General features: G+C 64.5%; 22 protein-coding genes. 13 read left to right on the top strand and 9 right to left on the bottom strand.

What is annotated here, in order from left to right; genetic code table 11:
* From D1012_RS15755 to uvrC, 8 genes are all read left to right on the top strand, one after another.
* On the top strand, positions 1-978 hold the full coding sequence (locus tag D1012_RS15755) for a glycosyltransferase (RefSeq protein ID WP_118154366.1): 978 nt from the start codon (positions 1-3) through the stop codon (positions 976-978).
* A gap of 27 nt (positions 979-1,005) precedes the next feature.
* Positions 1,006-5,508 (top strand): MupA/Atu3671 family FMN-dependent luciferase-like monooxygenase, encoded by a 4,503-nt coding sequence (locus tag D1012_RS15760; protein ID WP_118154368.1) that lies wholly within the window; start codon positions 1,006-1,008, stop codon positions 5,506-5,508.
* The gene (locus tag D1012_RS15765; protein ID WP_158569371.1) at positions 5,501-6,130 is read left to right on the top strand and encodes a 4'-phosphopantetheinyl transferase family protein; all 630 of its coding nucleotides are present in this window, start codon (positions 5,501-5,503) and stop codon (positions 6,128-6,130) included. The genes D1012_RS15760 and D1012_RS15765 overlap by 8 nt, the downstream gene beginning before the upstream one ends.
* Positions 6,131-6,233: 103 nt before the next feature.
* On the top strand, positions 6,234-6,443 hold the full coding sequence (locus D1012_RS15770; RefSeq protein WP_118154374.1) for a hypothetical protein: 210 nt from the start codon (positions 6,234-6,236) through the stop codon (positions 6,441-6,443).
* 60 nt (positions 6,444-6,503) lie between these two features.
* Positions 6,504-7,298, top strand: coding sequence for a S49 family peptidase (locus D1012_RS15775; protein ID WP_118154377.1), 795 nt, complete (start codon positions 6,504-6,506; stop codon positions 7,296-7,298).
* Positions 7,299-7,481, top strand: a complete 183-nt coding sequence (locus D1012_RS15780; RefSeq protein WP_118154380.1) for a hypothetical protein — start codon at positions 7,299-7,301, stop codon at positions 7,479-7,481.
* 3 nt (positions 7,482-7,484) lie between these two features.
* Entirely contained in the window at positions 7,485-8,258 is a 774-nt protein-coding gene (locus D1012_RS15785) for an SDR family oxidoreductase (RefSeq protein WP_118154383.1), read from the top strand.
* A gap of 285 nt (positions 8,259-8,543) precedes the next feature.
* Positions 8,544-10,454: an excinuclease ABC subunit UvrC gene (gene uvrC, locus D1012_RS15790; protein WP_118154386.1), complete on the top strand. Its 1,911-nt coding sequence runs from the start codon at positions 8,544-8,546 to the stop codon at positions 10,452-10,454.
* On the opposite strand, the gene D1012_RS15795 is transcribed toward uvrC, so the two are convergent.
* From D1012_RS15795 to D1012_RS15810, 4 genes are all read right to left on the bottom strand, one after another.
* Positions 10,438-11,649: a winged helix-turn-helix domain-containing protein gene (locus tag D1012_RS15795; RefSeq protein ID WP_118154389.1), complete on the bottom strand. Its 1,212-nt coding sequence runs from the start codon at positions 11,647-11,649 to the stop codon at positions 10,438-10,440. The genes uvrC and D1012_RS15795 overlap by 17 nt on opposite strands.
* 51 nt (positions 11,650-11,700) lie before the next feature.
* Positions 11,701-12,738, bottom strand: coding sequence for a fatty acid desaturase (locus D1012_RS15800; protein ID WP_435530928.1), 1,038 nt, complete (start codon positions 12,736-12,738; stop codon positions 11,701-11,703).
* A gap of 153 nt (positions 12,739-12,891) precedes the next feature.
* Positions 12,892-14,079, bottom strand: a complete 1,188-nt coding sequence (gene rlmN, locus D1012_RS15805; RefSeq protein ID WP_118154639.1) for a dual-specificity RNA methyltransferase RlmN — start codon at positions 14,077-14,079, stop codon at positions 12,892-12,894.
* 162 nt (positions 14,080-14,241) lie between these two features.
* Positions 14,242-14,766 (bottom strand): invasion associated locus B family protein, encoded by a 525-nt coding sequence (locus D1012_RS15810; RefSeq protein ID WP_118154397.1) that lies wholly within the window; start codon positions 14,764-14,766, stop codon positions 14,242-14,244.
* Positions 14,767-14,938: 172 nt separating this feature from the next.
* Here D1012_RS15810 and D1012_RS15815 point away from each other — a divergent pair, with 172 nt between their 5' ends.
* Together D1012_RS15815 and D1012_RS15820 are read left to right on the top strand one after the other, a co-directional pair.
* Positions 14,939-15,931, top strand: coding sequence for an asparaginase (locus tag D1012_RS15815; RefSeq protein WP_118154401.1), 993 nt, complete (start codon positions 14,939-14,941; stop codon positions 15,929-15,931).
* 259 nt (positions 15,932-16,190) lie between these two features.
* Positions 16,191-16,538, top strand: coding sequence for a DUF2794 domain-containing protein (locus tag D1012_RS15820; RefSeq protein ID WP_118154404.1), 348 nt, complete (start codon positions 16,191-16,193; stop codon positions 16,536-16,538).
* Positions 16,539-16,585: 47 nt separating this feature from the next.
* Here D1012_RS15820 and D1012_RS15825 read toward each other — a convergent pair whose 3' ends face one another.
* The 3 genes from D1012_RS15825 to D1012_RS15835 all read right to left on the bottom strand — a co-directional run bounded on the left by D1012_RS15825 (position 16,586) and on the right by D1012_RS15835 (position 19,282).
* Positions 16,586-17,410 carry a C40 family peptidase gene (locus tag D1012_RS15825; protein WP_118154407.1) on the bottom strand — a complete coding sequence of 275 codons (825 nt, stop codon included), beginning with the start codon at positions 17,408-17,410 and terminating at the stop codon, positions 16,586-16,588.
* Between the two features lie 13 nt (positions 17,411-17,423).
* Positions 17,424-18,815, bottom strand: a complete 1,392-nt coding sequence (locus D1012_RS15830; protein WP_118154410.1) for a leucyl aminopeptidase family protein — start codon at positions 18,813-18,815, stop codon at positions 17,424-17,426.
* A 77-nt stretch (positions 18,816-18,892) separates the two neighbouring features.
* Entirely contained in the window at positions 18,893-19,282 is a 390-nt protein-coding gene (locus tag D1012_RS15835; RefSeq protein ID WP_118154642.1) for a hypothetical protein, read from the bottom strand.
* 142 nt (positions 19,283-19,424) lie between these two features.
* On the opposite strand from D1012_RS15835, the gene D1012_RS15840 reads away from it, so the two are divergent.
* The 3 genes from D1012_RS15840 to D1012_RS15850 are packed head-to-tail and all read left to right on the top strand — an operon-like array spanning position 19,425 to position 21,414.
* Positions 19,425-20,069, top strand: coding sequence for a carbonic anhydrase (locus D1012_RS15840; protein ID WP_118154413.1), 645 nt, complete (start codon positions 19,425-19,427; stop codon positions 20,067-20,069).
* A gap of 50 nt (positions 20,070-20,119) precedes the next feature.
* Positions 20,120-21,100, top strand: a complete 981-nt coding sequence (locus D1012_RS15845) for a sodium-dependent bicarbonate transport family permease (protein ID WP_118154416.1) — start codon at positions 20,120-20,122, stop codon at positions 21,098-21,100.
* A gap of 5 nt (positions 21,101-21,105) precedes the next feature.
* On the top strand, positions 21,106-21,414 hold the full coding sequence (locus D1012_RS15850; RefSeq protein ID WP_118154645.1) for a P-II family nitrogen regulator: 309 nt from the start codon (positions 21,106-21,108) through the stop codon (positions 21,412-21,414).
* Positions 21,415-21,473: 59 nt separating this feature from the next.
* Here D1012_RS15850 and D1012_RS15855 read toward each other — a convergent pair whose 3' ends face one another.
* Positions 21,474-22,496 (bottom strand): aspartate-semialdehyde dehydrogenase, encoded by a 1,023-nt coding sequence (locus tag D1012_RS15855; protein WP_118154648.1) that lies wholly within the window; start codon positions 22,494-22,496, stop codon positions 21,474-21,476.
* Between the two features lie 135 nt (positions 22,497-22,631).
* Positions 22,632-23,798, bottom strand: a complete 1,167-nt coding sequence (locus D1012_RS15860) for an MFS transporter (protein ID WP_118154419.1) — start codon at positions 23,796-23,798, stop codon at positions 22,632-22,634.
* Between the last annotated feature and the right edge of the window lie 31 nt (positions 23,799-23,829).

Below are 23,829 nucleotides of genomic sequence, written 5' to 3' on the forward strand. Positions count from 1 at the left end.
ATGGCCACAGTGCTGACGGTGATCCTGAACTGGCGGACGGCCGAGATGACCCTGCGCGCCGCCGAGGCAGCGCTGGTCGCGATGCAGGGCATCGATGGCGCGGTGGTGATTGTCGACAACGACTCGGGCGACGGCAGTTTCGAGCAGATGTCGGCAGCAGTGGTCCAGCGGGGCTGGGACCATGGCCCTCACCGGGTGCGGGTGCTGCAATCGGGGCATAATGGCGGCTTTGGCGCGGGCAACAACTTTGGCATCCGCGCCGGTCTGCCGGGCGGCGTGCGGCCCGATTATGTGTATCTGCTGAACTCCGATGCCTTTCCCGCGCCGGATGCAATTGCCGCGCTGCTGTCGCATCTGGAGACGCATCCCGAAACCGGCTTTGCGGGCAGCTATATCCATGGCGAGGATGGCGCGCCGCATCACACCGCGTTCCGCTTTCCCACCATCGCGGGCGAGTTTGAACAGGCGGCGCGCTTTGGCCCGATCTCACGTCTGCTGCGCGGGGCGATTGTGGCGCCGCCCCTGCCCGTGGTGACGGGGCGGGTGGACTGGCTGGCCGGGGCCAGCCTGATGATGCGGCAATCGGTGCTGGAGCGGATTGGCCTCTTTGACGAGGTGTTCTTCCTCTATTTCGAGGAAACCGAACTCTGCCTGCGGGCGGCGCGGGCCGGGTTCCCCACCGATTACGTGGTGGAAAGCCGCGTCGCGCATATCGGCTCAGTGTCAACCGGCATGAAGGGCTGGCAGCGGGTGCCGCGGTTCTGGCTGGAATCGCGGATGTATTATTACACCAAATCGCATGGCCGGGCCTATGCGCTGCTGGCAACGGCGGCGCATGTGACCGGCGGGCTGATCTGGCGCGCGCGGGCCTTGATCCAGCGCAAGGATGTGATCGACCCCAAGCATTACCTTTTTGACATGTCGGCCCATGCCGTGGCTTGGGCCTTTTCCGGGTTCCGGCCTGTGGCGGGAAAGTAGGGCCGCTGCGGCGGTAAGGAGAGTAAGATGGTTCTGAGTGCGCTTTTGATCGGCAACGAAAGCCTGACGCAGGCTTGCGGCGCGGCATGGCTGGCGCGCGGGCATCGGCTGGCGGCGGTGGTGACCCGCCAGCCCGAGGTGCGGGCCTGGGCCATCGCACAGGGGCTGCGGATCGAAGCGCCGGGACCGGGGCTGACAGAGCGGCTGGCGGGGGTGTCGTGCGACTGGCTCTTGTCGGTGGCCAACCTGTCGCTGGTGCCTGCGGGCGTGCGCGCGATGGCGGCGCTCGGCGCGGTGAACTTTCACGACGGGCCGCTGCCGCGCTATGCGGGTCTGAATGCGCCGGTCTGGGCGCTGCTGGCGGGGGAATCCCGGCATGGCATCACCTGGCACCTGATGACCGATGGCGTGGATGAGGGCGATATGCTGGAGCAGCGTCTGTTTGACGTGGCACCGACCGATACCGCGCTGACGCTGAACACGCGCTGCTTTGAGGCCGGTGTAGAGAGTTTCCCGGCGGTGATGGCGCAGATGGAAACCGCGCTGCGCCCGGTGGCGCAGGACTTCACCACGCGTCAGGTCTTCGCACGCGCCGACCGGCCAGCGGCGTTCGGGCGGCTGGATTTTTCCGGATCGGCGCAGGCGGTGGCGCAAATGGTGCGGGCGCTGGACCATGGCCGCTACTGGAACCCGCTGACCACGGCCAAGATTGCCGGATCGTTTGGCGTGCTGAATGTCGGCGCTGCCGATGTGGTGGAGGGTTCGGGCGCGCCGGGAACGGTGCTGTCGTCGTCGTCTGAAGGGGTCATTGTCGCGTGTGGGCAGGGCGCGGTGCGCCTGCACCGGCTGACCTGTCAGACGCGCGGGCTGGCGGTGTGCCCGTCAACGGTGCGCGATGTGGCACCTTTGGAACATTCTGACGTGCTGACCGGGGCTTTGGCGGCGCTGGTGCCCTTTGAGGCGGGACTAAGGAAGCGGCTCTCGGCGATGTCTCCGGCAACGGTGACCGGGACTGGCGACGGTCAGGGTTGGCTGCGGCTGGACGTGGCAGGCGATGCCGCCACGCTGGCGGTGGCCATGGCGCGGGTGTCAGGACAGGACGCACCCGACATGGCGCTGTCGGTGATCCCCGGACTGGCGGGATATAGCAGCGGCTGGGTGCCGGTGCGGGTGGCAACGCAGGGCACGGTCGGCGCGGCAAAGGCGGCGCTGCTGGCAGAACGCGCGCCCGGCTTTGCGCTGGACCTGATGACGCGCGACGGCGCGCTGGCCGATCTGGCCATGCCGCAGGTGGGCCTGTCGCTGCACGGCGCGCCGGTACCGGGAACGGTGATCACGCTGAGCGACGGGGCACTGCATGCCGATCTGTCCCGCATCTCCGAACCCGAGGCGCGGGCGCTCGCAGAGCGCCTGACCTATGTCGCCGGGGCCGCCACCGACACGGCGCAGGTCTCCACCCTGCCGATGCTGTCACCGCGCGAACGTCATGCTGTGCTGCATGACGTGAACCAGACGCTGGCCACACGCGCTTCATACTGTGTGCATCAGGCGTTCGAGGCGCAGGTTCAGCGCACACCAGACGCCCCGGCGATCAGTTTTGAGTCGGTGGAGCTGACCTATGCCGCTCTGAACGCGCGGGCGAACCGTGTGGCGCATGTGCTGCGCGGCATGGGCGTGGGGCCGGGTGTGCTGGTCGGTCTGCACATCCGCCGCTCGCTCGATATGCTGGTGGGGGCTTTGGCGATTCAAAAGGCGGGCGGGGCTTATGTGCCGATGGACCCGGCCTATCCCGTTGAACGCAAAGCGCTTTTTATCGAAGATTCCGCCTGTCCGGTGATCGTGACCACCTCTGATCTGGCCAGCAGCTTGCCCGGAAAGGCGGCAGCGTTTTGCCTTGATACCGATGGCCGCATCCCGTCAGCCCCCGATACAAACCCCACATCTGGTGTCACACCAGCCGATCTGGCCTATATGATCTATACTTCCGGCTCGACCGGGCGACCCAAGGGCGTGATGGTCGAACATCGCAACGTGGCCAACTTCTTCACCGGCATGGATCAGCGTATCGGCCCCGATCCGGGGGTCTGGCTGGCCGTCACCTCGCTGTCGTTTGATATTTCGGTGCTGGAGCTGTTCTGGACACTGGCGCGCGGGTTCAAGGTGGTGATCTCGTCCGATGAGAACCGCGCGCTGGTGTCTTCGGGGCGGATCAGATCTGAAAAAAGTATAGATTTTTCATTGTATTACTGGGGCAACGACGATGGTGTCGGCCCAAAGAAATATGAGCTGCTGCTCGAAGGCGCAAAGTTCGCCGACACCCATGGCTTCGTTGCGGTCTGGACGCCCGAGCGGCATTTCCATGCCTTTGGCGGGCCGTATCCGAACCCGTCGGTCACGGGCGCTGCGGTCGCGGCGGTTACAAAGAACATCGGCGTGCGGGCCGGGTCTTGTGTGGTGCCGCTGCACCATCCGGCGCGGATTGCCGAGGAATGGGCGGTGATCGACAACCTGACAAACGGGCGGGCGGGCATGGCGATTGCCTCCGGCTGGCAACCGGACGACTTTGTGCTGCGCCCCGAAAATACGCCGCCAAACAACAAGTCAGCCATGTACGCCGCCGCTGATCAGGTTCGGCGCCTGTGGCGCGGCGAAGCGGTGGATTTCCCCAAAGCCGACGGTTCCATGTTTTCGGTGGTGACACAACCGCGCCCGGTGTCGGCGGAGCTGCCGCTCTGGGTGACCACCGCAGGCAATCCCGAAACCTGGCGCGAGGCGGGGGAGATGGGTGCCAATGTGCTGACCCACCTGCTGGGCCAGTCGGTGGACGAGGTGGCGGGCAAGATCCGCCTGTACCGCGAGGCGCGGGCACGCGCCGGGCATGACCCGGAGGCGGGCGTGGTGACCTTGATGCTGCATTCCTATGTCGGGCGCGACCGCGCGCAGGTGCGGCGCGTGGCAGAGGGGCCGATGAAGGCCTACCTCGCGGCGGCGGTGGGGCTGGTGAAGCAATATGCCTGGGCCTTCCCGGCGTTCAAGAAACCGCAGGGTGTGACCAATCCGATGGAGATTGATCTGCGCAGCCTGAGTGCCGAGGAAAATGAGGCGATACTCGATTTCGCCTTCCAGCGCTACTTTGAGGATTCTGGCCTGTTCGGCACGGTGGACGACGCCTTGGCGCGGGTCGAACAGCTCAAGCGGATCGGCGTGGGCGAGGTTGCCTGCCTGATCGACTATGGCATCGCGCCCGAGCAGGTGATGGAGGGCCTGTATCCGCTGGCCGAGGTGGTTCGGCGCGCGAATGCGGGCGGCGGGGTCGAGGCGGATGACTATTCGATTGCAGCGCAGCTGATCCGGCACCGTGTCACCCATCTGCAATGCACGCCATCCATGGCGCGGATGATCGCGATGAATGACGACTCGCGCGGTGCGTTGGCTGGGGTGAAAACCGTGATGGTCGGCGGGGAGGCGCTGCCGGGCGCGCTGGTGCAGGATCTGCGGGCGGCATCATCGGCGCGGATTCTGAACATGTACGGCCCTACGGAAACCACGATCTGGTCGTCGGTCGAAGATGTTGCCACTCCCGAAGGTGTGTCGAACATCGGCACGCCGCTGGCCAATCAGCAGATGTATGTGCTGGATGACGCGCGGCAGCCGGTGCCGGTGGGCACGCCGGGAGAGCTGTGGATCGGCGGCGATGGGGTCACGCGCGGCTATTGGCAGCGGGAGGATCTGACGGCAGAGCGGTTTGTGCCTGACCCGTTCGTGACGGCAGACCGGGCCTGCCCGTGGGGCGCGCGGATGTACCGGACCGGCGATCTGGTGCGCTGGCGCGCCGATGGCAAGATTGATTTCCTTGGCCGCACCGACCATCAGGTCAAGCTGCGCGGCTACCGGATCGAGCTGGGTGAGATCGAGGCGGTGCTGGAGGCGCAACCGGGGGTGCGGCAAGCCGTGGTGATGGCGCGTGAAGACACGCCCGGTGATGTGCGGTTGGTGTGCTATGTGACCGGTACGGCGCATGAGGCGGGGTTGCGGGCGGACCTGGCGACGGTGCTGCCGGAGCATATGGTGCCCGCGCATATCGTGACGGTGGAGGCGTTTCCGCTGACGCCCAACCGCAAGGTGGATCGCAAGGCGCTGCCCGCGCCGGGGGTGCGGGCAACCGAGGTGACGGCCTTTGTCGCGCCGGCATCTGATGTCGAGTCGCAGATCGCGGCTGTCTGGGCGCGGGTGCTGGGCGTGCCCAAGATCGGGGCCAAGGACAACTTCTTTGCGCTGGGCGGGCACAGCTTGCTGGCCGTGCAGGCGCATCGCGAGATCAGGGAGGCGCTGGGGGCCACGAAGCTGTCGATCACCGATATATTCCGCTTTCCCACCCTGTCGGCCTTGGCGGCGCATCTGGATGACGGCCCGAAGTCTGCCGCCGTGGGGGCCAAGCCTGCCACCTTGGCGACGCAAGCCGATGCGCGCGCCGATGCCATGGCGCGCAGGCGGGCGATGCGGGCGGGGCGGACGGACGTGGATGCCTGACGCAGACTTACTGTCGGCGTTGCGCGGCATCGCGCCTGATTGCGCGGGGGTAGGCTGGTCCGACCCGTGTGCCGTGTATCCGCTGATGCCGGGCGAGGTTTTGCCGGGGGCGGTGCCCGCACGGCTGCGGGAGTTCGCGGCAGGGCGTTTTGCGGCGCGGATGGCGATGGCGGCGATTGGCAATCCGGCGCAGGCAATCCCGCAGGGCGCGGATCGTGCGCCGGTCTGGCCGGTGGGCTTGGTAGGGTCGATCACCCACACTCGGGCCGCCTGTCTTGCTATGGTGATTCCCGCAGCCACCAGCCGGGGGATCGGTATTGATCTGGAAGCGGATACCCCGCTGGAGCCGGATCTGTGGGAGGCGATCCTGCGGCCCGAGGAACGGGCGGGAATGACCGGGGCGCAGGCCAAGGCGGTGTTCTGCGCCAAAGAGGCAGCGTACAAGGCCCAATATGCGATCAGCCGTACCCTGTATGGCTTTGACGCGATGCGGGTTGAGATGCAGGACGATCACTTTTCAGCGGTCTTCGTGCACTCGGTGCCGCCCTTTGCCAGTGGGGACCGGATTGCCGGGAGAATCGTCCGGGCGGGAGGCCATGTGCTGACGCTGGCGCAGCTCTGATGCTGCATTGCAGCGACGAATTGTCGCGACAGGCGCACAATTTGCGCTATCCTGCCCAAAACTGCATGTCCGGAGGAGGGGGTGCGGTCTTTGGGAGGATTATATGAGCAAACTTGTCGCATTGGCCTGTGTGATCAGCTGGTCGGGGTTCTGGGCCTTTGGCTATCTGGCTCTGTCGGCGGATATTCAGGATCAGAACCAGATTCTTGTGGCCAGCCTGTTGGCCGCACTGGGCTTTGTCAGCGGGGTTTTTGCCTATATCAAGCTGGCCCGTGACAAGCCGGAGACGTACACTCGCGCCCGGCACGGCTAAACCGGGGCGAAACGCCGCTTTGCTCTTGTTCGATGGCATGGTCCGACTTACCTCTGGACCATGAAGCACCTCATCCCCTTTTTGCCAAAACATCCCCTCGTGCCTGTCATCCGCCTGCAAGGCGCGATTGGCACCGGGGCACGCAGCCTGTCAGATCAGGCCTTGGCCCCGTTGTTCGAGCGGGCGTTTTCCCGTGGCAAACCGGCGGCGGTGGCGCTGGTCATCAACTCCCCCGGTGGGTCGCCGGTGCAATCGTCGCTGATTGCTTCGCGGATCCGGCGGCTGTCGGACGAGAAAAAGGTGCCGGTGCACTGTTTTGTCGAGGATATCGCGGCATCGGGTGGCTATTGGCTGGCAACAGCGGCGGATCAGATCTGGGTGGACGAGTCGTCTCTGGTGGGGTCTATCGGCGTGATCTATGCCAGCTTTGGCCTTCATGAGCTGATGCAGAAAAACGGGGTGGAACGCCGGGTGCATACTGCGGGCCGCTCCAAGTCTTTCGCCGACCCGTTCAAACCCGAACGCCCCGAGGATGTCGAGCGTATCAACAATATGCTGGCCCCGCTGCACGAGAACTTCATCGCTCAGGTCAAGGCGCGGCGCGGGGCGCGGCTGAAGCCGGATGCCGATCTGTTCAACGCCGATATCTGGGTGGGCCGCGCCAGTGCAGAAAACGGGCTGACCGATGGCGTGGCTCATCTGGTGCCCAAGATGAAAGAGCTGTTCGGCGACAAGGTGCGGCTGGTGCCTTACGGCATTCGCCGTGGTCTCTTGCAGCGCTTTGGTCTGACGATGAGTGATACGGTGATGGCATCGGTCGAGGAGCGCGCGCTTTGGGCGCGCTACGGGCTGTAGATGCTGTTCAAGATCATCCTGATCTTTCTGCTGGCCATGGTGCTGGTCGGCATGGTGGGCAAGCTGGTGTTTCCGTCGGCGATTGACCGGATGAAAAGCAAGGCGCTGGGTCGCGGGCCTGTGTGCCGGGCCTGTGGGCGCTATATCATCGGCAAAAGCTGTGATTGCGGGAAAAAGGGCTGAGACATGGCGGCATTGGTGACTGGGGCAGGTAAGCGGCTTGGCCGCGCTATGGCGCTGTATCTGGCTGGGCGTGGGCATGATGTGGCAGTGCATTACGCCTCGTCAGCGGATGAGGCGGCGGCGGTAGTGGCCGAGATCGAGGCGATGGGGCGCCGCGCCGTGGCGGTGCAGGCCGAACTGCTGGATGAGGCGCAGGTAGAGACGCTGGTGATGCGTGCAGCGGCGGCTTTGGGGCCGCTGACCGTGCTGGTCAACAATGCTTCGATCTTTGAATATGACACGGTGCAGAGCGGCACGCGCACCAGCTGGGACCGCGCGATCGAGAGCAACCTGCGCGCGCCATTCGTGCTGACGCAGGGGTTTGCCGCGCAATGCCCGCCTGCGGTAAGCGATGAAAATGGCGAGCCGGTGGCGCAGGGGCTGGTGGTCAATATGATCGACCAGAGGGTGCTGAAACTGACGCCGGAGTTTGCCAGCTATACCATTGCCAAGATGGGGCTCTGGGCGCTGACGCGGACAGCGGCGCAGGGTCTTGCACCGCATGTGCGGGTCAATGGCATCGGGCCGGGGCCAACCCTGCAGGGCGCGCGACAGTCGGATGGCCATTTTGCCCGGCAGCGCGCGGCGACGGTTCTGGCGCGTGGCGCGCACCCGGCAGATGTGACGGCGGCGCTGGGATTTTTCCTCGATTCCCCCGCTGTGACGGGCCAGATGATCGCCGTGGATGGCGGCCAGCATCTGGGCTGGAAAACCCCCGATGTGGTGGGTGTCGAATGACATTGACGCGCATACACCGGCAAGTTGTCCACTTTTCGCAAAGTATTCACACATGCGTTACACAAGCCTCTGATTTTGCATGGAATTACAGGGCTAACAAAAATATACCATTTATTTTCAATGCGTTATGTTTATGCCTAAAAAACAGGCATCTTAACGAAATGGGCGAAAAACAAAGGAAATCCGCCGATCCGGAAAGTTTTTCCGCAGGGTTATCCACAGAAACGGTGGACTTCTTAACCCTTGCCCCCCGCGCCATATCATTGCAGCGATAAGGCAGAATCGATGACTCAGATCGAGGGTTTTTCAGAGGGGGGCGCGGTGACCGACGACAGCACAGAAACCGGGGCCGGACCGACCGGGCAGGCGGTGATTCACGGCTATCTGAAAACGCTTGATGCCTCGCCGGGCGTGTATCGCATGCTCAACCCCAAGGGCGAAGTTCTGTATGTCGGCAAGGCGCGCAACCTCAAGGCGCGGGTATCGAATTATGCGCGCGGCGCCGGGCATTCGGCACGGATCGCGCGGATGATCTTTGAAACCGCCAGCATGATGTTCCTGACCACCCGGACCGAGGTGGAGGCGCTGCTGCTGGAGCAGAACCTGATCAAGCAGCTGAAGCCGCGCTACAACGTGTTGATGCGGGACGACAAGAGTTTTCCCAACATCCTGATCTCCAAGACCCATGCCTATCCGCAATTGAAAAAGCACCGGGGGAAGAAGACCGAAAAAGGCGCGTACTTCGGCCCCTTTGCCTCTGCCGGTGCGGTGAACCGGACGCTGAACCAGTTGCAGAAGGTGTTCTTGTTGCGCAACTGCTCGGACGCGATGTTCGACTCCCGCACCCGCCCCTGCCTGCAATATCAGATCAAGCGCTGCGCCGCCCCCTGTGTGGGCAAGGTCAGTGCTGAGGGGTATGGCCAGCTGGTCGCCGATGCCGAGCGGTTCCTGCAGGGCAAAACGACGACCGTGCAGGCCAATCTGGCGGGCGAGATGGCGAAAGCCTCGGAGGAGATGGAGTTTGAGCGGGCAGCGGCGCTGCGCGATCGCATCCGCGCGCTGACGCAGGTGCAGCAGACCCAAGGCATCAACCCGCGTGGCGTGGCCGAGGCGGACATCGTGGCGCTGCATCTGGAGGGCGGGCAGGCCTGTGTGCAGGTGTTCTTCATCCGCGCCAACCAGTCGTGGGGGAACCGCGACTTCTATCCGCGCACCGGCGCGGGGGCGGAGGAGGCGGAAATTCTGACCGCGTTTCTGACCCAGTTCTATGACGACAAAGAGCCGCCCCGGCTGATCCTGCTGTCGCACGCCGTGGAGGATGAGGATCTGGTGGTGCAGGCGCTGTCAGACCGCGCCGGACGCAAGGTTGAACTGGCGGTGCCTTTGCGTGGTGAAAAGGCCGAACTGGTGGAAAACGCCACCCGCAACGCGCGCGAAAGCCTTGCACGCAAGATGGCCGAGAGCAGCACGCAGAACAAACTGCTGGCCGGTCTGGCCGAGGCCTTCGATCTGGACGCACCGCCGCAGCGGATCGAGATCTATGACAACGCGCATATCCAGGGGTCTGATGCTGTCGGCGGCATGGTGGTGGCCGGGCCGGAGGGGTTCGTCAAATCGCAGTACCGTAAGTTCAACATCAAATCGGCAGCCGGGGCCAACTCCGACGACTTCGGCATGATGAAAGAGGTGCTGACCCGGCGGTTCGAGCGGTTGATCAAGGAAGACCCGGAGCGGAAGTCGGATATGTGGCCCGACCTGTTGCTGATCGACGGCGGCGCGGGGCAGATTTCGGCTGTGGGCTCAATTCTGGCCGAGTTGGGGGTCGAGGACGTGCCGTTTGTCGGCGTGGCCAAAGGCATCGACCGCGATCAGGGCAAGGAAGAGTTCTACCGCATGGGCGAGCGGCCCTTTGCCCTGCAACGCAACGACCCGGTGTTGTATTTCGTGCAGCGCCTGCGCGACGAGGCACACCGCTGGGCCAATGGCGCCCATGTGGCCAAGCGCGCCAAGCAGGTGGGGGTGACGCCGCTGGATGACATTCCCGGCGTGGGGGCCACGCGCAAACGGGCGCTCTTGGCGCATTTCGGCAGCGCAAAGGCAGTGTCGCGGGCGGGCCTGTCTGATCTGACGGCGGTGGACGGCATTTCCGAAGCGATGGCGCAGGTGATCTACGACTATTTCAACGTGCGGGGCTGAGCGGCGCGCGCTGCCAGTCGGCGGCATAGTCGCAAGCGGCGCAGTTTGCGAACTGCGCTAGTCGGTCCAGCTCGCGGGCGAGTCTGGCGTGGCGGGCCTTGATGTGGCGGATGCCCGGTTCGGGCCAGAACGCGCGGATGCGCAGGGTTGCGCAGGTTCTGTCCGCCTTGGCGTCGATGCGACCGATCAGCTGGGTGCCCTCTAGCACGGGAAAGACGTAATAGCCGTATTGGCGCTTTGCCTCGGGCACGAACACCTCGATCCGGTAGTGAAAGCCGAACAGCCGCTCGATCCGGGCGCGGTCGCGCAGGGCGGGGTCAAACGGCGACAGGATGCGCAGCCCGGTGGGGGCCTCGGGCAGGGCCTGCACCCGCGCGGCCAGATCGGGGCGGGCAAGCGCGGGGCGCAGGCTGCCGTCGGCCTGTTCCACGGTGATGCGGATCAGGCGACCGGCAGAGATTTCGCCTCGCGCCCAGTCCTGCACCGCCGGCTTGTCGACGGCATGCCAGTAGCGGGCGATTTCCGTCTCGTCGGCAAAACCGAGGTTGGCAAGCGCAGTGCTGCAGGCCCAGTCGCAGTGTTCTTCCGGCGAGGTTTCGGCGCGGCGGAATTCGACAGGGATGACGTTTTCGGTCAGGTCATAAACCTTGCGGAACGCATCGCGGCGGGTGACGGAAATCTGCCCGGTGCGCCAGAGCCATTCCAGCGCGGTTTTCGACGGGTGCCAGTCCCACCAGCCGCCTTTGCCGCGCGCCTCGCCCTCACCCACATCGGCGCTGCTGACCGGGCCATGCGCGGCGATGCGGTTCAGGATGGTGTCAAACTGCGCCTCATACCCGTCCCGGAACCAGCGCTGCCAGTTGGCATGCAGCCGGGTCGCGTCGCGGGCAAAGCGGTGCTTCCATTGCGGGAACAGGGCCATGGGGACGATCGAGGCGTCATGCGTCCAATGCTCGAACAGCGCGCGCTTTTGCTCCAGCAGCGGTTTGAGTGCCGGGGGGCGATAGCTGTGACGGCGCGCCCAGAGGATCATGTGATGCGCGCGTTCAACCGTGGTGATGCTGTCGACCTGCACAAAACCGATGCGGTCAATCAGCGCCGACAGGTCAGCGCCCTTGGCCGGGCCATGGCGTGGCTCGGTCAGGGCGTGGTGGTGCAGGAACAGGTGGCGGGCGGTGAGGTTTGGCAGGTGCATGGCGTCAGTGGGACCGCGCCATGCCGGAAAGGTCAAGAGCTTTGGACAGGCTCAGGCCGCTTGTGCCAACCGGACCTGACGCGCCTCGCGGAAGGTGATCAGACGCCGCCCCGCCTCATCCCACAGGTGCAGCCGGGCGCAGGACAGGCTTTCGCGCAGGGTCAGCACCTGTGCTTCGGCCAGCGCGGGATAGTCGCGCAGGATTTCGGACAGGCGGTAGAATGGAATGCGGCTGTACAGGTGATGCACATGGTGGATGCCGATATTCGCGGTCATCCAGCGCAGGGGCTGCGGCAGTTTGTAATGCGAGCTGCCCAAAAGCGCCGCATCATGCATCTGCCAGTCGGCTTCTTGATCCCAGTAGGTGTCTTCAAACTGGTGCTGCACAAAGAACAACCAGACGCCGATGGTTGCGGCAGAGATCACCGTGGGCAGGAAGATCAGCACCGGCACTTGCCAGCCGCCCAGCAGGAACAGGCCGGTCAGCAGCGCCGCGAGCACCAGATTGGTGCCCATGGCCGACAGCCAGTAGCGCCATCCGGCTGTCATCAGGCCCAGCGGCAAACGGTATTCCAGAATGAACAGATAGGCCGGGCCGATGCCGAACATGACAACCGGGTGGCGATAGGCGCGGTACATCAGCCGACCAATCCAGCTGCGCTGATGATACTCCTCCACCGTGAGGGTCATCACATCGCCGATGCCGCGCCGATCAAGGTTGCCGGCATGGGCATGGTGGATCGAATGTGTGCGTTTCCACACGGTATAGGGCGTCAGGGTCAGCACGCCGATGGCGCGGCCCACCCAGTCATTCACATCGCGGTTGGCAAAAAACGACTGATGCCCGCAATCGTGCTGGATCAGGAACAACCGTACCAGCCAGAACCCGTTGAGCACGGCAATCGCCAACGCCAGCCAGGGGCTGACCGACAGCGCCACCCAGGCCAGCGCCCAGAAGGCGAGAAAGCCCGCCATGGTCACCGCCAGCTCAAACAGCGAACGTGGGGTCGAGGGGTCACGGTATTTGGCCAGCAAGGGCACCCATTTTCTGGCGCTTGCCTCTTGGGCTTTCGCCAGATCGTTCTGCATCATCGTCATTCAGGGGCCTTTGCGGCTTTTCGCTCTGCTGTTCCGGTGTGTGTGGACCGCAAAAAAGCGGTCCCAGACTGGTATGTCGGGTAACACAAATTAGCTACAGAAAATTGAACAAGACAGCGGACGCGGCAAAATGCCCGACCAGCGTTACCCATGCGCAAGGCCCGCTTCGGCTGCGATGGCGCGCGAAGACTTGCGCGCACGTTCGGTGGCCGATTTGAGCTGGCCGCAGGCGGCCATGATATCCTCGCCGCGCGGGGTGCGGATCGGGCTGGCATAACCGGCCTGATAGATGATGTCGGCAAATGCGTGGATGCGGTTGCCGGACGACCGTTTGTAGGGCGCGCCGGGCCATTCGTTGAACGGGATCAGGTTGACCTTGGCCGGGATGCCGCGCAACAGCTCGACCAGACGATGCGCGTCTTCCTTGGTGTCGTTCACCCCGTCGAGCATCACATATTCAAACGTGATCCGCTCCGAATTCGACAGGCCGGGATAGGCGCGCAGCGCATCCAGCAGGGTCGCGATGTTCCAGCGCTTGTTGATCGGCACCAGCTGGTCGCGCACCTCATCAGTGGTGGCGTGAAACGACACCGCCAGCAGGCAGCCGATTTCGGTCGCGGTGCGGGCAATCTCCGGCACCACGCCACTGGTCGACAGGGTGATGCGGCGGCGGCCAAGGGCAATGCCCTCGTTATCCATCACCACTTTCATCGCGTCACGGACGTTTTCAAAATTATACAGCGGCTCGCCCATGCCCATCAGAACGATATTGCTGATCAGCCGGGTCTCATCCTTTGGCGCGCCCTGCACCGGCCATTCGCCCAGATCGTCACGGGCCAGCATGACCTGCCCGACAATCTCGCCCGCCGTCAGGTTGCGGACCAGTTTCTGGGTGCCGGTGTGGCAGAACGAACAGGTGAGCGTGCAGCCGACCTGAGATGAGATGCACAGTGTGCCACGGTCGGTTTCAGGGATATAGACCACCTCAACCTCGTGCCCGCCGGCGATGCGCACCAGATACTTGCGGGTGCCGTCTTCGGAAATCTGCCGGGTCACCACCTGCGGCAGCTCGATCACGAAATGATCGGACAGCAGGGTGCGGTAGTCCTTGGCCAGATTGGTCATGGCCGCAAAGTCGCGCACACCCCAGTGATAGACCCATTGCCAGATCTGCCCCAGCCGCATCTTGGCCTGTTTTTCCGGCGTGCCAGCCGCGATCAGCGCCTCGCGCAACTGGTCGCGGGTCAGGCCGACGATATTGGTCAGCCCCCCTTCGGCCAGCTTGCGCGGCAGGGTCAGCACATCCTGAGTGATCGGGGCGGTCGGGGTCATCGGCGTATCCATTGGCGGGGTAAGGCACTCATATAGGGGATTCGATGCCAAAACGGAACCGGGCAAACGAAACCGTGCGAATCAAAGCATCGGAGCACAGTAGCGGGAAATGCAAAACGCCCCGGAGGGTCCGGGGCGCCGTGTCGTGCCTGTGCCGCGCGCTTATTTGCAGCGGGTTTCAGCCTCTTGCATAGCAGCGGTAAAGCCGCGCAGGCTGAAGGTATCCTTGGTCTGGGTGCCCCGGCCCGAGGCTGCGGTCAGCACCGCCGTCGCGCCCCGTTTCATCGCGGTCAGCAGCGCGGCATCTGCCTCGGCACTGGCGGGCCAGGCCCATTCGCCATCGGCAAACAGATCATAGCTTTGACCGTCAATCTCGACCTTGACGGTCGATCCGTTGGCAAAGGGGTAGCCGCCGGTAAATGACACCTCGCCCCGCGCACCTGCGCCGGGCCGGAAGGTGACGAACAACAGGATATCGCCCCGACGCACCGAAACCGGCTGGCCGTCACGGCTGTTCACGGTTTCCTTTGGGCTGGACACGCCCCAGCATTCCTTGGGGCTTTCTTCGGTGAAGACGCTCCAATCGGTCTTGGTGGCGACGCGGTTGGTGGATTCCTGTGCAGTGGCAGACGATGCGGCCAAGGCCATGGCAACGCCAAGTGCGGTGCGCACGAAGATGGATGTCATAATATTACAGCCTCCAAGCTGTCCTTTGCCTCTGCCCGTCTGCCGCCGTCTTTGCATACGGCTTTTCTGTGGCATGGGGGCGTTCAACCCGATATCCCATCCATAACGCAAAAAGACCAATCCGCGAAAGCCCTATGGGCAACAAATCGCGCATCTGTGACGGGAGAACAGGATGTCGAAGGCGCAGCCGATGGTGGAATTGTGGCGGGGCGGCCGGCTGGAAAGCTGGCACGCGGGCCATGCCGTGATCTGGGGCGAAGGCGGAGAGGTGGAAAGCTGGGGCGATCCGGGCGTCGTTATATACCCCCGTTCGTCTTGCAAAATGATTCAGGCGCTGCCCTTGGTGGAAAGCGGGGCGGCGGATGCGGCGGGCTTGACCGACCGGCAACTGGCGCTGTCCTGCGCCAGCCATCAGGGCGCTGCGCTGCATGTCGAAGCGACCGGGCGTTGGCTGGAGGCGCTGGGTCTGGGCGAGGCCGATCTGCGCTGCGGATCGCACGAGCCCTATGACCGCGAGGAGCGTAACCGGCTGATCCGGGCAGGTGAGGGGCCGTGCCAGCTGCACAACAATTGCTCGGGCAAACATTGCGGCTTTCTGACCGCAACGCAGCACATGAAGGCCGGGCCGGAGTATGTGGAGGTGGATCACCCGCTGCAACGCGCCATCCGGCAGGCGACGGAAGAGGTGACCGGCGAGACGGTGGCGGGTTACGGCATCGACGGCTGTTCGGCACCGAATTTCGCGATGTCGCTGACCGGGCTGGCGCGGGCGATGCAGAGGTTTGCCGCCGCGCGCGACACGGGTGACGCGCGTCAGCGGGCGATGGCACGGCTGCGCGATGCGATGGCCGCATATCCAGAGATGGTGGCGGGCGAGGGCCGGGCCTGTACCGAGCTGATGCGCGCCATGGGCGGACGGGTGGCAATAAAGACCGGGGCCGAGGCGGTGTTTGTGGCAATGCTCCCCGAGCAAAAGCTTGGCGTCGCGCTGAAAATCGCCGATGGCGGCACCCGCGCTGCCGAGGCTGCGGTGGTGGCACTTCTGGTTCGTCTGGGCGTGCTGGAGCCTGAGCATCCGATGGCTCAAAAGCGGCTTCCGGGCGTGCAGCGCAACTGGCGCGGGATCGAAACCGGAGAGCTGCGGCTGGCCGACGGATTCATCTGACGGACGGTTGCAACAGCAAAAGCCCCCGTCGTGATGACGGGGGCCCTCTGTCGCCATGTGTTGGTCCGGAGGCCGGGCATCTGGGCGGGGGCAGTCAACACCCGATCCCCGGACCTTACTCACACAACGTATGATCTGTATCGCCGTCCGCTGTGGCGGTATTCAGGTGAGGGCGCGGCAGTTGCAGGGTGTTTTCACGGTGGAATTGTGGCGCCGCAAGCGGGCTTGATTTACCGCTGCCGGGCGGTAAGCTGGGCGAATGACGGTTCAACCCCCGAGCCACTACCCCTTTACCACATCCCTGCCCGAGCAGGTGTGTTTCGACCGGCAGGAGCTGTCGGCGATTCTGGGCCTGTATGGCCGGATGGTGGCGCTGGGGGAGTGGCGGGATTACGGCATTTCCACCTTGCGCGATTTCGCGGTGTTCGAGATCTATCGCCGGACGGCGGAAAACCCGCTGTACCGGATCGAAAAGCGCCCGAAACTGCGCGGCAAACAGGGGATCTATGCAGTGGTCGGGATGGATGGCCAGATCCTGCGGCGCGGCGGTGATCTGGCGCAGGTGCTGCGGGTGCTGGAGCGTAAGCTGATCCGTCCCATTGATTGATCATCTGCCGGGCGGTTGCACGGGCATCGCAGCACGGCAACCGGGCGTCAGAGCGTAATCACCCGCCTTCGGGCAATCACCGGGCCGCCGTCCTGCGCCAAAATGCGGGCGATGGCGGTGGCGATCGGCTCGAATGCCACGCTCATCGTATGGCCATTGGCATGCAGGATGCGCCGCTTGTCGGCGACCCAGGCCACATGGCCCTTCCAGAACAACAGATCGCCCCGCTGCAAGGGCGCGGCGTCGCTCAGCGCCTGACCCAAGGCTTTTTGCTGATCACTGTCGCCGGGGCAGGGCAGGCCGCACGCCAGCATCGCCGCCTGCACCAGCCCCGAACAATCCATCCCCGCCGCCGAATTGCCGCCCCAAAGGTAGGGCGCACCGACAAAACCTTCGGCGACGCGGACCGGGTCGGTCGGGCGGTCTTCCAGCACATGCAGGTGCGCCAGCGGCACAAAGCCCTGTGCGGTTTGCGCAAAGCTGCCGCTGATGTTGGTCACCGCCAGCTTTGCGCCAAAGGGCAGGGCGGCAATTTCGGGAGCCTGCACCTTTGGCGCAGAGTACAGATGGCTGGACCGGGCGCTGACCCAATGGGTCGGCGTGATCGCGGGGCCGATGGCATCGGCGTCCAGCCAGCCGCAATAGCCATCCTTGGCCGCCTGGACAAAGGCCTGACCGTCGCGCAAATCAATCACCGTCACCGCATCGCCCAGCAACACCTGGCGGTCGCGCGCCCCATGCGCATGCGCCAGCAGATCGGCGAGCGGACGGGTGACTGTGGCGGGTTGGCCTTCGGTAAACGTCGCCTCGACCTGCCCGCGCAAGCTGGGCAGGGCGATCCGGCCGGAAAACGGGGTGCTGCGGCGGTCCATCACAGCGGAGCCCTTAAAGATCCAGCATTTCGGGCAGGGCATACAGCAGCGCCCGCGCGCCCTGACCCGCGCCGCCCTTTGGCCGGGCGGGCAGATCGGCGGGGATATGGCCGTAGATGTCGAAATGGGCATAGCGCGGGGTGGTCACAAAGCGGCGCAGGAACAGCGCGGCGGTGATCGACCCGGCAAAGCCGCCCGACGGCGCATTGTCCAGATCGGCGATGCCGGGTTCGATCATCGGCTCATACGCGTCCCAGAACGGCAGACGCCAGACCGGATCAAACCCCGTCGCCGCCCCTGCGGCAATGGCGGTGGCCATCGCGGGATCATCGGTGAAATAGGGCGCAAGGTCCGGCCCTACCGCCACGCGGGCAGAGCCGGTCAGCGTGGCCATCGAAATGATGGTCGCCCCCTCCTCCTCGCTGGCATAGGTGAGGGCGTCGGCCAGGATCAACCGGCCCTCGGCATCGGTGTTGTTGATCTCGACTGTCAGACCCTTGCGGCTGGTCAGGATGTCGCGCGGGCGCATTGCAGCGCCTGACACGCTGTTTTCGACAGCAGGCACCAGCACCCGCAGCCGCAGCGGCAGGCCCAGCCGCATGATCATCAGCGCAAGGCCCATGACCGTGGCCGCGCCGCCCATGTCCTTTTTCATCAACAGCATACCCGCCGATGGCTTCAGGTCCAGCCCGCCGGTGTCAAAGCACACGCCCTTGCCCACCAGCGTAAGCTGCGGGCCGTCAGAGCCCCAGCGCATGTCAAGCAGGCGCGGCGCACGCGGTGAGGCGCGGCCAACGGCGTGGATCATCGGGAAATTCTGCGCCAGCAGATCATCGCCGACAATCGCGCTGGCCGTCGCACCATGCGCTTCGGCCAAGGCAAAGAACGCCGCCTGCAACTCCTCTGGCCCCATGTCATTGGACGGGGTGTTGATCAGGTCGCGGGTCAGGTATTCACCTGCGGCCATGGCCAGCAGGGTTTCGCCATCCAGACCTTCGGGCAGTTTCAGCCGGGGCAGGGCAGGGGCGGGCTTGCCGGGGCGATAGCTGTCAAAGCGGTAGCTGGCCAGCAGCCAGCCCAGCACCGCCTCTTTCGCGGCGGCCTCGGTCAGCGCGCCCGACAGGTGCCAGTCGACCGCTGGCAGGGCCGCGACTGCCTTGGCCAGCCCAAAGCGGCCACGGGCGCGGGTCTGCGCGGTGCCGGTGCCGATGACAGCCCCGGCCAGCCCGGCAGTGCCGGGCAGCAGCTGCACCTCGCCCAAAGCCGCCTTGAACCCTGCGGCGGTCAGCCAGCCCGCCCACTCCGCGCCCGGCCCGGCCAGCCAGTCGGGCAGATCGTCGGGAGAGATCACATGCAGCGGCAGGGAGTCGGCATCGGCGGGGGCAAAGTCGGGAAGGGCGGTCATCGGACGGTTCCTTTTCGGGGTTGGCCAGAGCCTATCCGTTCCGGTGCGGCCTGCAACCCCTGCCAGAGCACGACGCGCTAGATCAGCGACCTGTCCAGCAATGTCTTGTCCGGGGCCAGCGAGCGTTCGGCGACGCGGATGAGCCGCGCCCAGACCGCCGAGAAGGCAGTGGAATCGCCAGAGCCGAGGCAGGCGCGCAGATCGGCGGCGACCAGGGCCAGTGACACCATGCCCAGATTTTCCGACAGACGTTGCAACCTACGCAGATGGCGAGACAGATCGGCCAGATCATGCGCCCGCACCTGATTGGCCAGCCCTGCCATGGTCAGCGCCAGCTGAGCCAAAGCGCGTGTCACCACCTCTTCCGCCGGTTCCGTGCCCAGATCGCGATAGATCGTCGCGATTGGCCTGGTATCCTGCTGCACCCGTTCTGACGGACGCAGCCGTACCACATTGTCAGCCTGCATGGCCCACACCTCTTGTTTCACACCCAAGGGCAGGGTGCGCCCGTCATCCTGAAGAAAAGGTTGCAGGTGCAGAACAATCCCTCTCGAATTTTCTGCAATTGCTGCCTAATAGGACTGTCCCTTTTGCGGAGGCCCGTCGGTTATGGATGTTGCTCGCCCCCTTCCCCACTATCTGATCCAGCGCTTTCATGGCTGGCGCGCGACCACCTATCAGGACAACAAGGCCTGGTTTCGTCGTCTGGCCGAAAGCGGGCAGCACCCGCGCGCGATGGTGATTTCCTGCTGTGACAGCCGGGTGCACGTGACGTCGATCTTTGGTGCGGATGAGGGGGAGTTCTTCATTCACCGCAATGTTGCCAATCTGGTGCCACCCTACTCGCCTGATGGCACCTATCACGGCACCTCGGCGGCGGTGGAATATGCAGTCACCTCGCTAGGGGTGGCGCATATCGTGGTGCTCGGCCATTCCAACTGCGGTGGCGTCAAGGGCTGCCATGATATGTGCATGGGCCATGCCCCGGCGCTGGAGGAAAAGACCTCGTTCGTCGGGCGCTGGATGGACATTCTGCGCCCCGGTTTCGAACGGGTGCGTGACCTGCCAGATGCTGACCGCCCGCGCGCGCTGGAGAAAGAGGCGGTTCTGGTCAGCCTGGAAAACCTGATGACCTTTCCTTTCGTGCGCGAGGCGGTGGCGGCAGACCGGCTGACGCTGCACGGGCTGTGGAATGACACCGGCGAGGGCATGCTGGAGCATTATGATCCTTTGCGCGGATTTGTTTCTGTCTGAACTTGTCATAGGTTAATTGCTTCCCATATCTGCGCGAACAGGGGACACCCATGCAGGATATACTAAGTTTGGCGGCAGATAATCTGCTGTCACCCATGATCTTGTGCTTTGCGCTGGGACTGTTCGCTGCACTGGCGCGATCTGAACTGACGGTGCCCGAGGCGGCGGCCAAGGCGCTGTCGATCTATCTCTTGTTCGCCATCGGCTTCAAGGGCGGGGTTGCGGTGGACGATCACGGCGTCGATGCGCGGTTGATCGCAGCGCTGGCGGCGGGGGTGGTGCTGTCCTTTGCGCTGCCGCTGGTGGCGTTTGGCCTGTTGCGCGGCATGACGCGGCTGTCAGTCACCGATGCGGCTGCGGTGGCGGCGCATTATGGCTCGATCTCGATCGTGACCTTTGTCACCGCCGCCTCGGTGCTGAGCGCGCGGGGGATCGCGTCAGAAGGCTATATGGTGGCGGTCGCCGCTGCGATGGAGGCGCCTGCCATCATCTCGGCGCTTTGGCTGGTCACCCGCGCCGGCGGCGGAGCAGAGCGCATGGATGCAGATCTGTGGCGGGAAATTCTGCTGAACGGGTCGATTGTGCTGCTGATCGGGGCTTTTGTGATCGGCATGGTCACCGGGCAGGATGGCATGGTGCGGATCGAAAGCTTCATCGTCTCGCCGTTCCAGGGGGTGCTGTGCCTGTTTCTCCTCGATATGGGGCTGGTTGCGGGTCGCGGGTTGCGCGCCTCAAAGGGGGTGCTGAGCCTCGGCGCGGTGGCCTTTGGCTTTGTGATGCCGGTGGTGGGGGCCGTGGCCGGGCTGGCCGCTGGTCTGCTGCTGGGCCTGTCCACCGGGGGTGTCGCGCTGATGATGGTGCTGGCGGCTTCGGCCAGCTATATCGCGGTGCCCGCGGCGATGCGTGTGGCGCTGCCCGAGGCGAACCCTTCGGTGTACCTGACGCTGTCTCTGGGTGTGACCTTTCCCTTTAACCTGACGCTTGGGATTCCGGCCTATGTGGCCATCGCCCAGGCCGTGACCGGAGGTTGATGCGCATGCAAACGCACAAGGCCAAACGCGTGGAGATCATCATCGAAGCGCCGATGCAAAGCCGCCTGACCGATGCGCTGCGCCGTGCCGGAGTGACGGGCTATACCGTGTTGCCGGTGCTGGGCGGATCGGGCCGGTCTGGTGACTGGACGCGCGAGGGACAGGTGGGGCGCGCAGGCATGGTGGCCGTCGTCTGCCTCATCAAGCCCGAGCGGCTCGATACCCTGCTGGAGGCCGCCTTTGCCGTGGTCGAGCGGCATATCGGGGTGGTGTCAGTGTCGGATTGCGAAGTGCTGCGGGCCGAGCGGTTCTGAATTGAGCCCATGAAAAAGCCCGCCGGGTGGCGGGCTTTTTTGGTACTCTGGCTGAAGCATTAGCCCTTTTTCAGGCAGCGGCTGCCCAGCACTTCGGCGATCTGCACCGCGTTCAAGGCCGCGCCTTTGCGCAGGTTGTCGGAGACAACCCAGATGTTCAGGCCGTTTTCAACCGTCTCATCCTGCCGGATGCGGCTGATATAGGTGGCATATTCGCCCACGCAGTCGATCGGCGTGATGTAGCCACCGGCCTCGCGCTTGTCGACCACCAGCACGCCCGGCGCTTCGCGCAGGATGTCGGTGGCCTCTTCCCAGTCGAGGTAATCTTCAAACTCGATGTTGATCGCCTCGGAGTGGCCGACGAAGACCGGGACGCGGACGCAGGTCGCGGTGACCTTGATCTTGGGATCGAGGATCTTCTTGGTCTCGACCACCATTTTCCACTCTTCCTTGGTGTCGCCGGAATCGAGGAACACGTCGATATGCGGGATCACGTTGAAGGCGATCTGCTTGGGATAGACCGACGGCTTCACTTCCTGACCCGGCACATAGATGCCCTTGGTCTGGTTCCACAGCTCATCAATCGCCTCTTTGCCGGTGCCCGAAACGGACTGATAGGTGGACACCACCACCCGCTTGATCCGGGCACGGTCGTGCAGCGGCTTCAGCGCCACCACCATCTGCGCGGTCGAGCAGTTGGGGTTGGCGATGATGTTCTTGTTCTTGTAATGCACCACCTGATCGGCGTTCACTTCGGGCACGATCAGCGGGATCTGGGGGTCGTAGCGGTAGAGCGACGAGTTGTCGATCACCACACAGCCCTGACTGGCGGCCTTTGGCGCATAGATCTTGGTCGCGTCCGAGCCGATGGCAAACAGTGCGATATCCCAGCCGGTGAAGTCAAACGTGTCGAGGTCCTTGGTCTTGAGAGTCTTGTCGCCAAAGGACACTTCGGTCCCCAGCGACTTGCGGCTGGCAAGTGCGGTGATCTCATCCACGGGAAACTCACGCTCGGCGAGGATATTGAGCATTTCTTTGCCCACATTCCCCGTCGCGCCTACGACAACGACTTTATAGCCCATCCGGCCCTCCATGCGTCAAACGACGGGGTTCCTTACCGCAAAGGGGGGGGCGGGGGAAGAGTTGATAAAGAAAGAGTGGGGGCGCTGCCCCCACACCCCCAGGATATTTGTGAACAGATGAAGTCCGCGGGCAAATCAGTCAGTGCGGTCTTGTGAGAAGGCATAGACGACAAGGCCAGCGGCCAGCATCAGCGCGATGAAGCCGAAGATGGTGGCATAGGGGGCAGAGGCCGGGTCGGGCGCCGTGCTGGCATGGATGCGCCCGGTGACGAGTTGCAACAGGCCGACAGGGGCGATGCCGAACAGGTTCAACAGTGTGACGCCGCGCCCGGTGAGATGCGCGGGGATGAAGGCACGGCCATGGGCGATGACCATGGGAAAGGAGGCCCCGGCGAAGCCGAGGCCGGCCAGCAGGGCGATGGTAAGGGCGGGGCTTTGTGGCGACAGCCACAAGCCGGTGAGGCAGGCCAGCGCAAGGGCATTGCCGCCGAAGATCAGCCATTTGCGGGTGCCGAGCACGCGCTCCAGCGGGCCATAGGCAAAGCTGCCCGCCACCATCGCCAGCCCCATGATCAGGCTGACCTGCCCGATCCATGCGGCATCGGCCCCGAACACATCGCGGAACAGCGGCCCGACCCAGAGACCGCGGATCGAGGCGGCGGGCGCATAGCACACCGCCATCATGATCAGCATCGGCCAGAGCGCGGGCATGCGCAAAAGGTCCAGCAGACTGCCCTTTTGCCCGCCACCTGTGCGGGGAGGGTCGCGCAAGAGGGTGAGGATCGCCAAAGCGATAAGCGCCGTGATCGCCGCCAGCCCCCAGAGCGAACCGCGCCAGCCGAAGGCCTCGACCGCCAGCGACAACGGCAGCGACGAGCCGATGTTGCCCAGATTGCCGATGCCCACGGTCGCCCCGGCCAGCGTGCCAAACACCGCTGGCGCATAGCTGCGGGCAAAGATGTAATAGGATGCCATCAGCACCGACGAACAGCCTATCCCGATCAGCACCATGGCCAGCTTGATCGCCCCCGGCCCGCCCGCCATGGCAAAGATCACCGCCCCGACTGCGCCGGTGCCGACCAGCGCAGCCGTGGTCAGGCGCGGACCAATCCGGTCCAGCGCCTCGCCCACCGGGATCTGCATCACGGCAAAGGCCAGAAACCACAGGCCCGAGGCGGCGGCCAGATCGCTGGCGGTTGCGCCCAGATCGGTCTGCAGCACCGGGGTCAGAACCGCCAGAAAGGCACGGTAGAACTGGCTGAGCACATAGGCCGCCAGCAGGGCTGCAATTCCGGCGCGCATGTCTGGTCATCCTCCCCGATGGAGCGCGACC

It is taken from the genome of Pseudotabrizicola alkalilacus (genome assembly GCF_003443995.1).
Classification (GTDB): Bacteria; Pseudomonadota; Alphaproteobacteria; order Rhodobacterales; family Rhodobacteraceae; genus Pseudotabrizicola; species Pseudotabrizicola alkalilacus.

Excerpts from the sequence above, each read along its gene's own strand:
- D1012_RS15755 (WP_118154366.1), top strand. The coding sequence starts at position 1 with ATGGCCACAGTGCTGACGGTGATCCTGAACTGGCGGACGGCCGAGATG.
- D1012_RS15760 (WP_118154368.1), top strand. The coding sequence starts at position 1,006 with ATGGTTCTGAGTGCGCTTTTGATCGGCAACGAAAGCCTGACGCAGGCT.
- D1012_RS15765 (WP_158569371.1), top strand. The coding sequence starts at position 5,501 with ATGCCTGACGCAGACTTACTGTCGGCGTTGCGCGGCATCGCGCCTGAT.
- D1012_RS15770 (WP_118154374.1), top strand. The coding sequence starts at position 6,234 with ATGAGCAAACTTGTCGCATTGGCCTGTGTGATCAGCTGGTCGGGGTTC.
- D1012_RS15775 (WP_118154377.1), top strand. The coding sequence starts at position 6,504 with ATGAAGCACCTCATCCCCTTTTTGCCAAAACATCCCCTCGTGCCTGTC.
- D1012_RS15780 (WP_118154380.1), top strand. The coding sequence starts at position 7,299 with ATGCTGTTCAAGATCATCCTGATCTTTCTGCTGGCCATGGTGCTGGTC.
- D1012_RS15785 (WP_118154383.1), top strand. The coding sequence starts at position 7,485 with ATGGCGGCATTGGTGACTGGGGCAGGTAAGCGGCTTGGCCGCGCTATG.
- uvrC (WP_118154386.1), top strand. The coding sequence starts at position 8,544 with ATGACTCAGATCGAGGGTTTTTCAGAGGGGGGCGCGGTGACCGACGAC.
- D1012_RS15795 (WP_118154389.1), bottom strand. The coding sequence starts at position 11,649 with ATGCACCTGCCAAACCTCACCGCCCGCCACCTGTTCCTGCACCACCAC.
- D1012_RS15800 (WP_435530928.1), bottom strand. The coding sequence starts at position 12,738 with ATGCAGAACGATCTGGCGAAAGCCCAAGAGGCAAGCGCCAGAAAATGG.
- rlmN (WP_118154639.1), bottom strand. The coding sequence starts at position 14,079 with ATGACCCCGACCGCCCCGATCACTCAGGATGTGCTGACCCTGCCGCGC.
- D1012_RS15810 (WP_118154397.1), bottom strand. The coding sequence starts at position 14,766 with ATGACATCCATCTTCGTGCGCACCGCACTTGGCGTTGCCATGGCCTTG.
- D1012_RS15815 (WP_118154401.1), top strand. The coding sequence starts at position 14,939 with ATGTCGAAGGCGCAGCCGATGGTGGAATTGTGGCGGGGCGGCCGGCTG.
- D1012_RS15820 (WP_118154404.1), top strand. The coding sequence starts at position 16,191 with ATGACGGTTCAACCCCCGAGCCACTACCCCTTTACCACATCCCTGCCC.
- D1012_RS15825 (WP_118154407.1), bottom strand. The coding sequence starts at position 17,410 with ATGGACCGCCGCAGCACCCCGTTTTCCGGCCGGATCGCCCTGCCCAGC.
- D1012_RS15830 (WP_118154410.1), bottom strand. The coding sequence starts at position 18,815 with ATGACCGCCCTTCCCGACTTTGCCCCCGCCGATGCCGACTCCCTGCCG.
- D1012_RS15835 (WP_118154642.1), bottom strand. The coding sequence starts at position 19,282 with ATGCAGGCTGACAATGTGGTACGGCTGCGTCCGTCAGAACGGGTGCAG.
- D1012_RS15840 (WP_118154413.1), top strand. The coding sequence starts at position 19,425 with ATGGATGTTGCTCGCCCCCTTCCCCACTATCTGATCCAGCGCTTTCAT.
- D1012_RS15845 (WP_118154416.1), top strand. The coding sequence starts at position 20,120 with ATGCAGGATATACTAAGTTTGGCGGCAGATAATCTGCTGTCACCCATG.
- D1012_RS15850 (WP_118154645.1), top strand. The coding sequence starts at position 21,106 with ATGCAAACGCACAAGGCCAAACGCGTGGAGATCATCATCGAAGCGCCG.
- D1012_RS15855 (WP_118154648.1), bottom strand. The coding sequence starts at position 22,496 with ATGGGCTATAAAGTCGTTGTCGTAGGCGCGACGGGGAATGTGGGCAAA.
- D1012_RS15860 (WP_118154419.1), bottom strand. The coding sequence starts at position 23,798 with ATGCGCGCCGGAATTGCAGCCCTGCTGGCGGCCTATGTGCTCAGCCAG.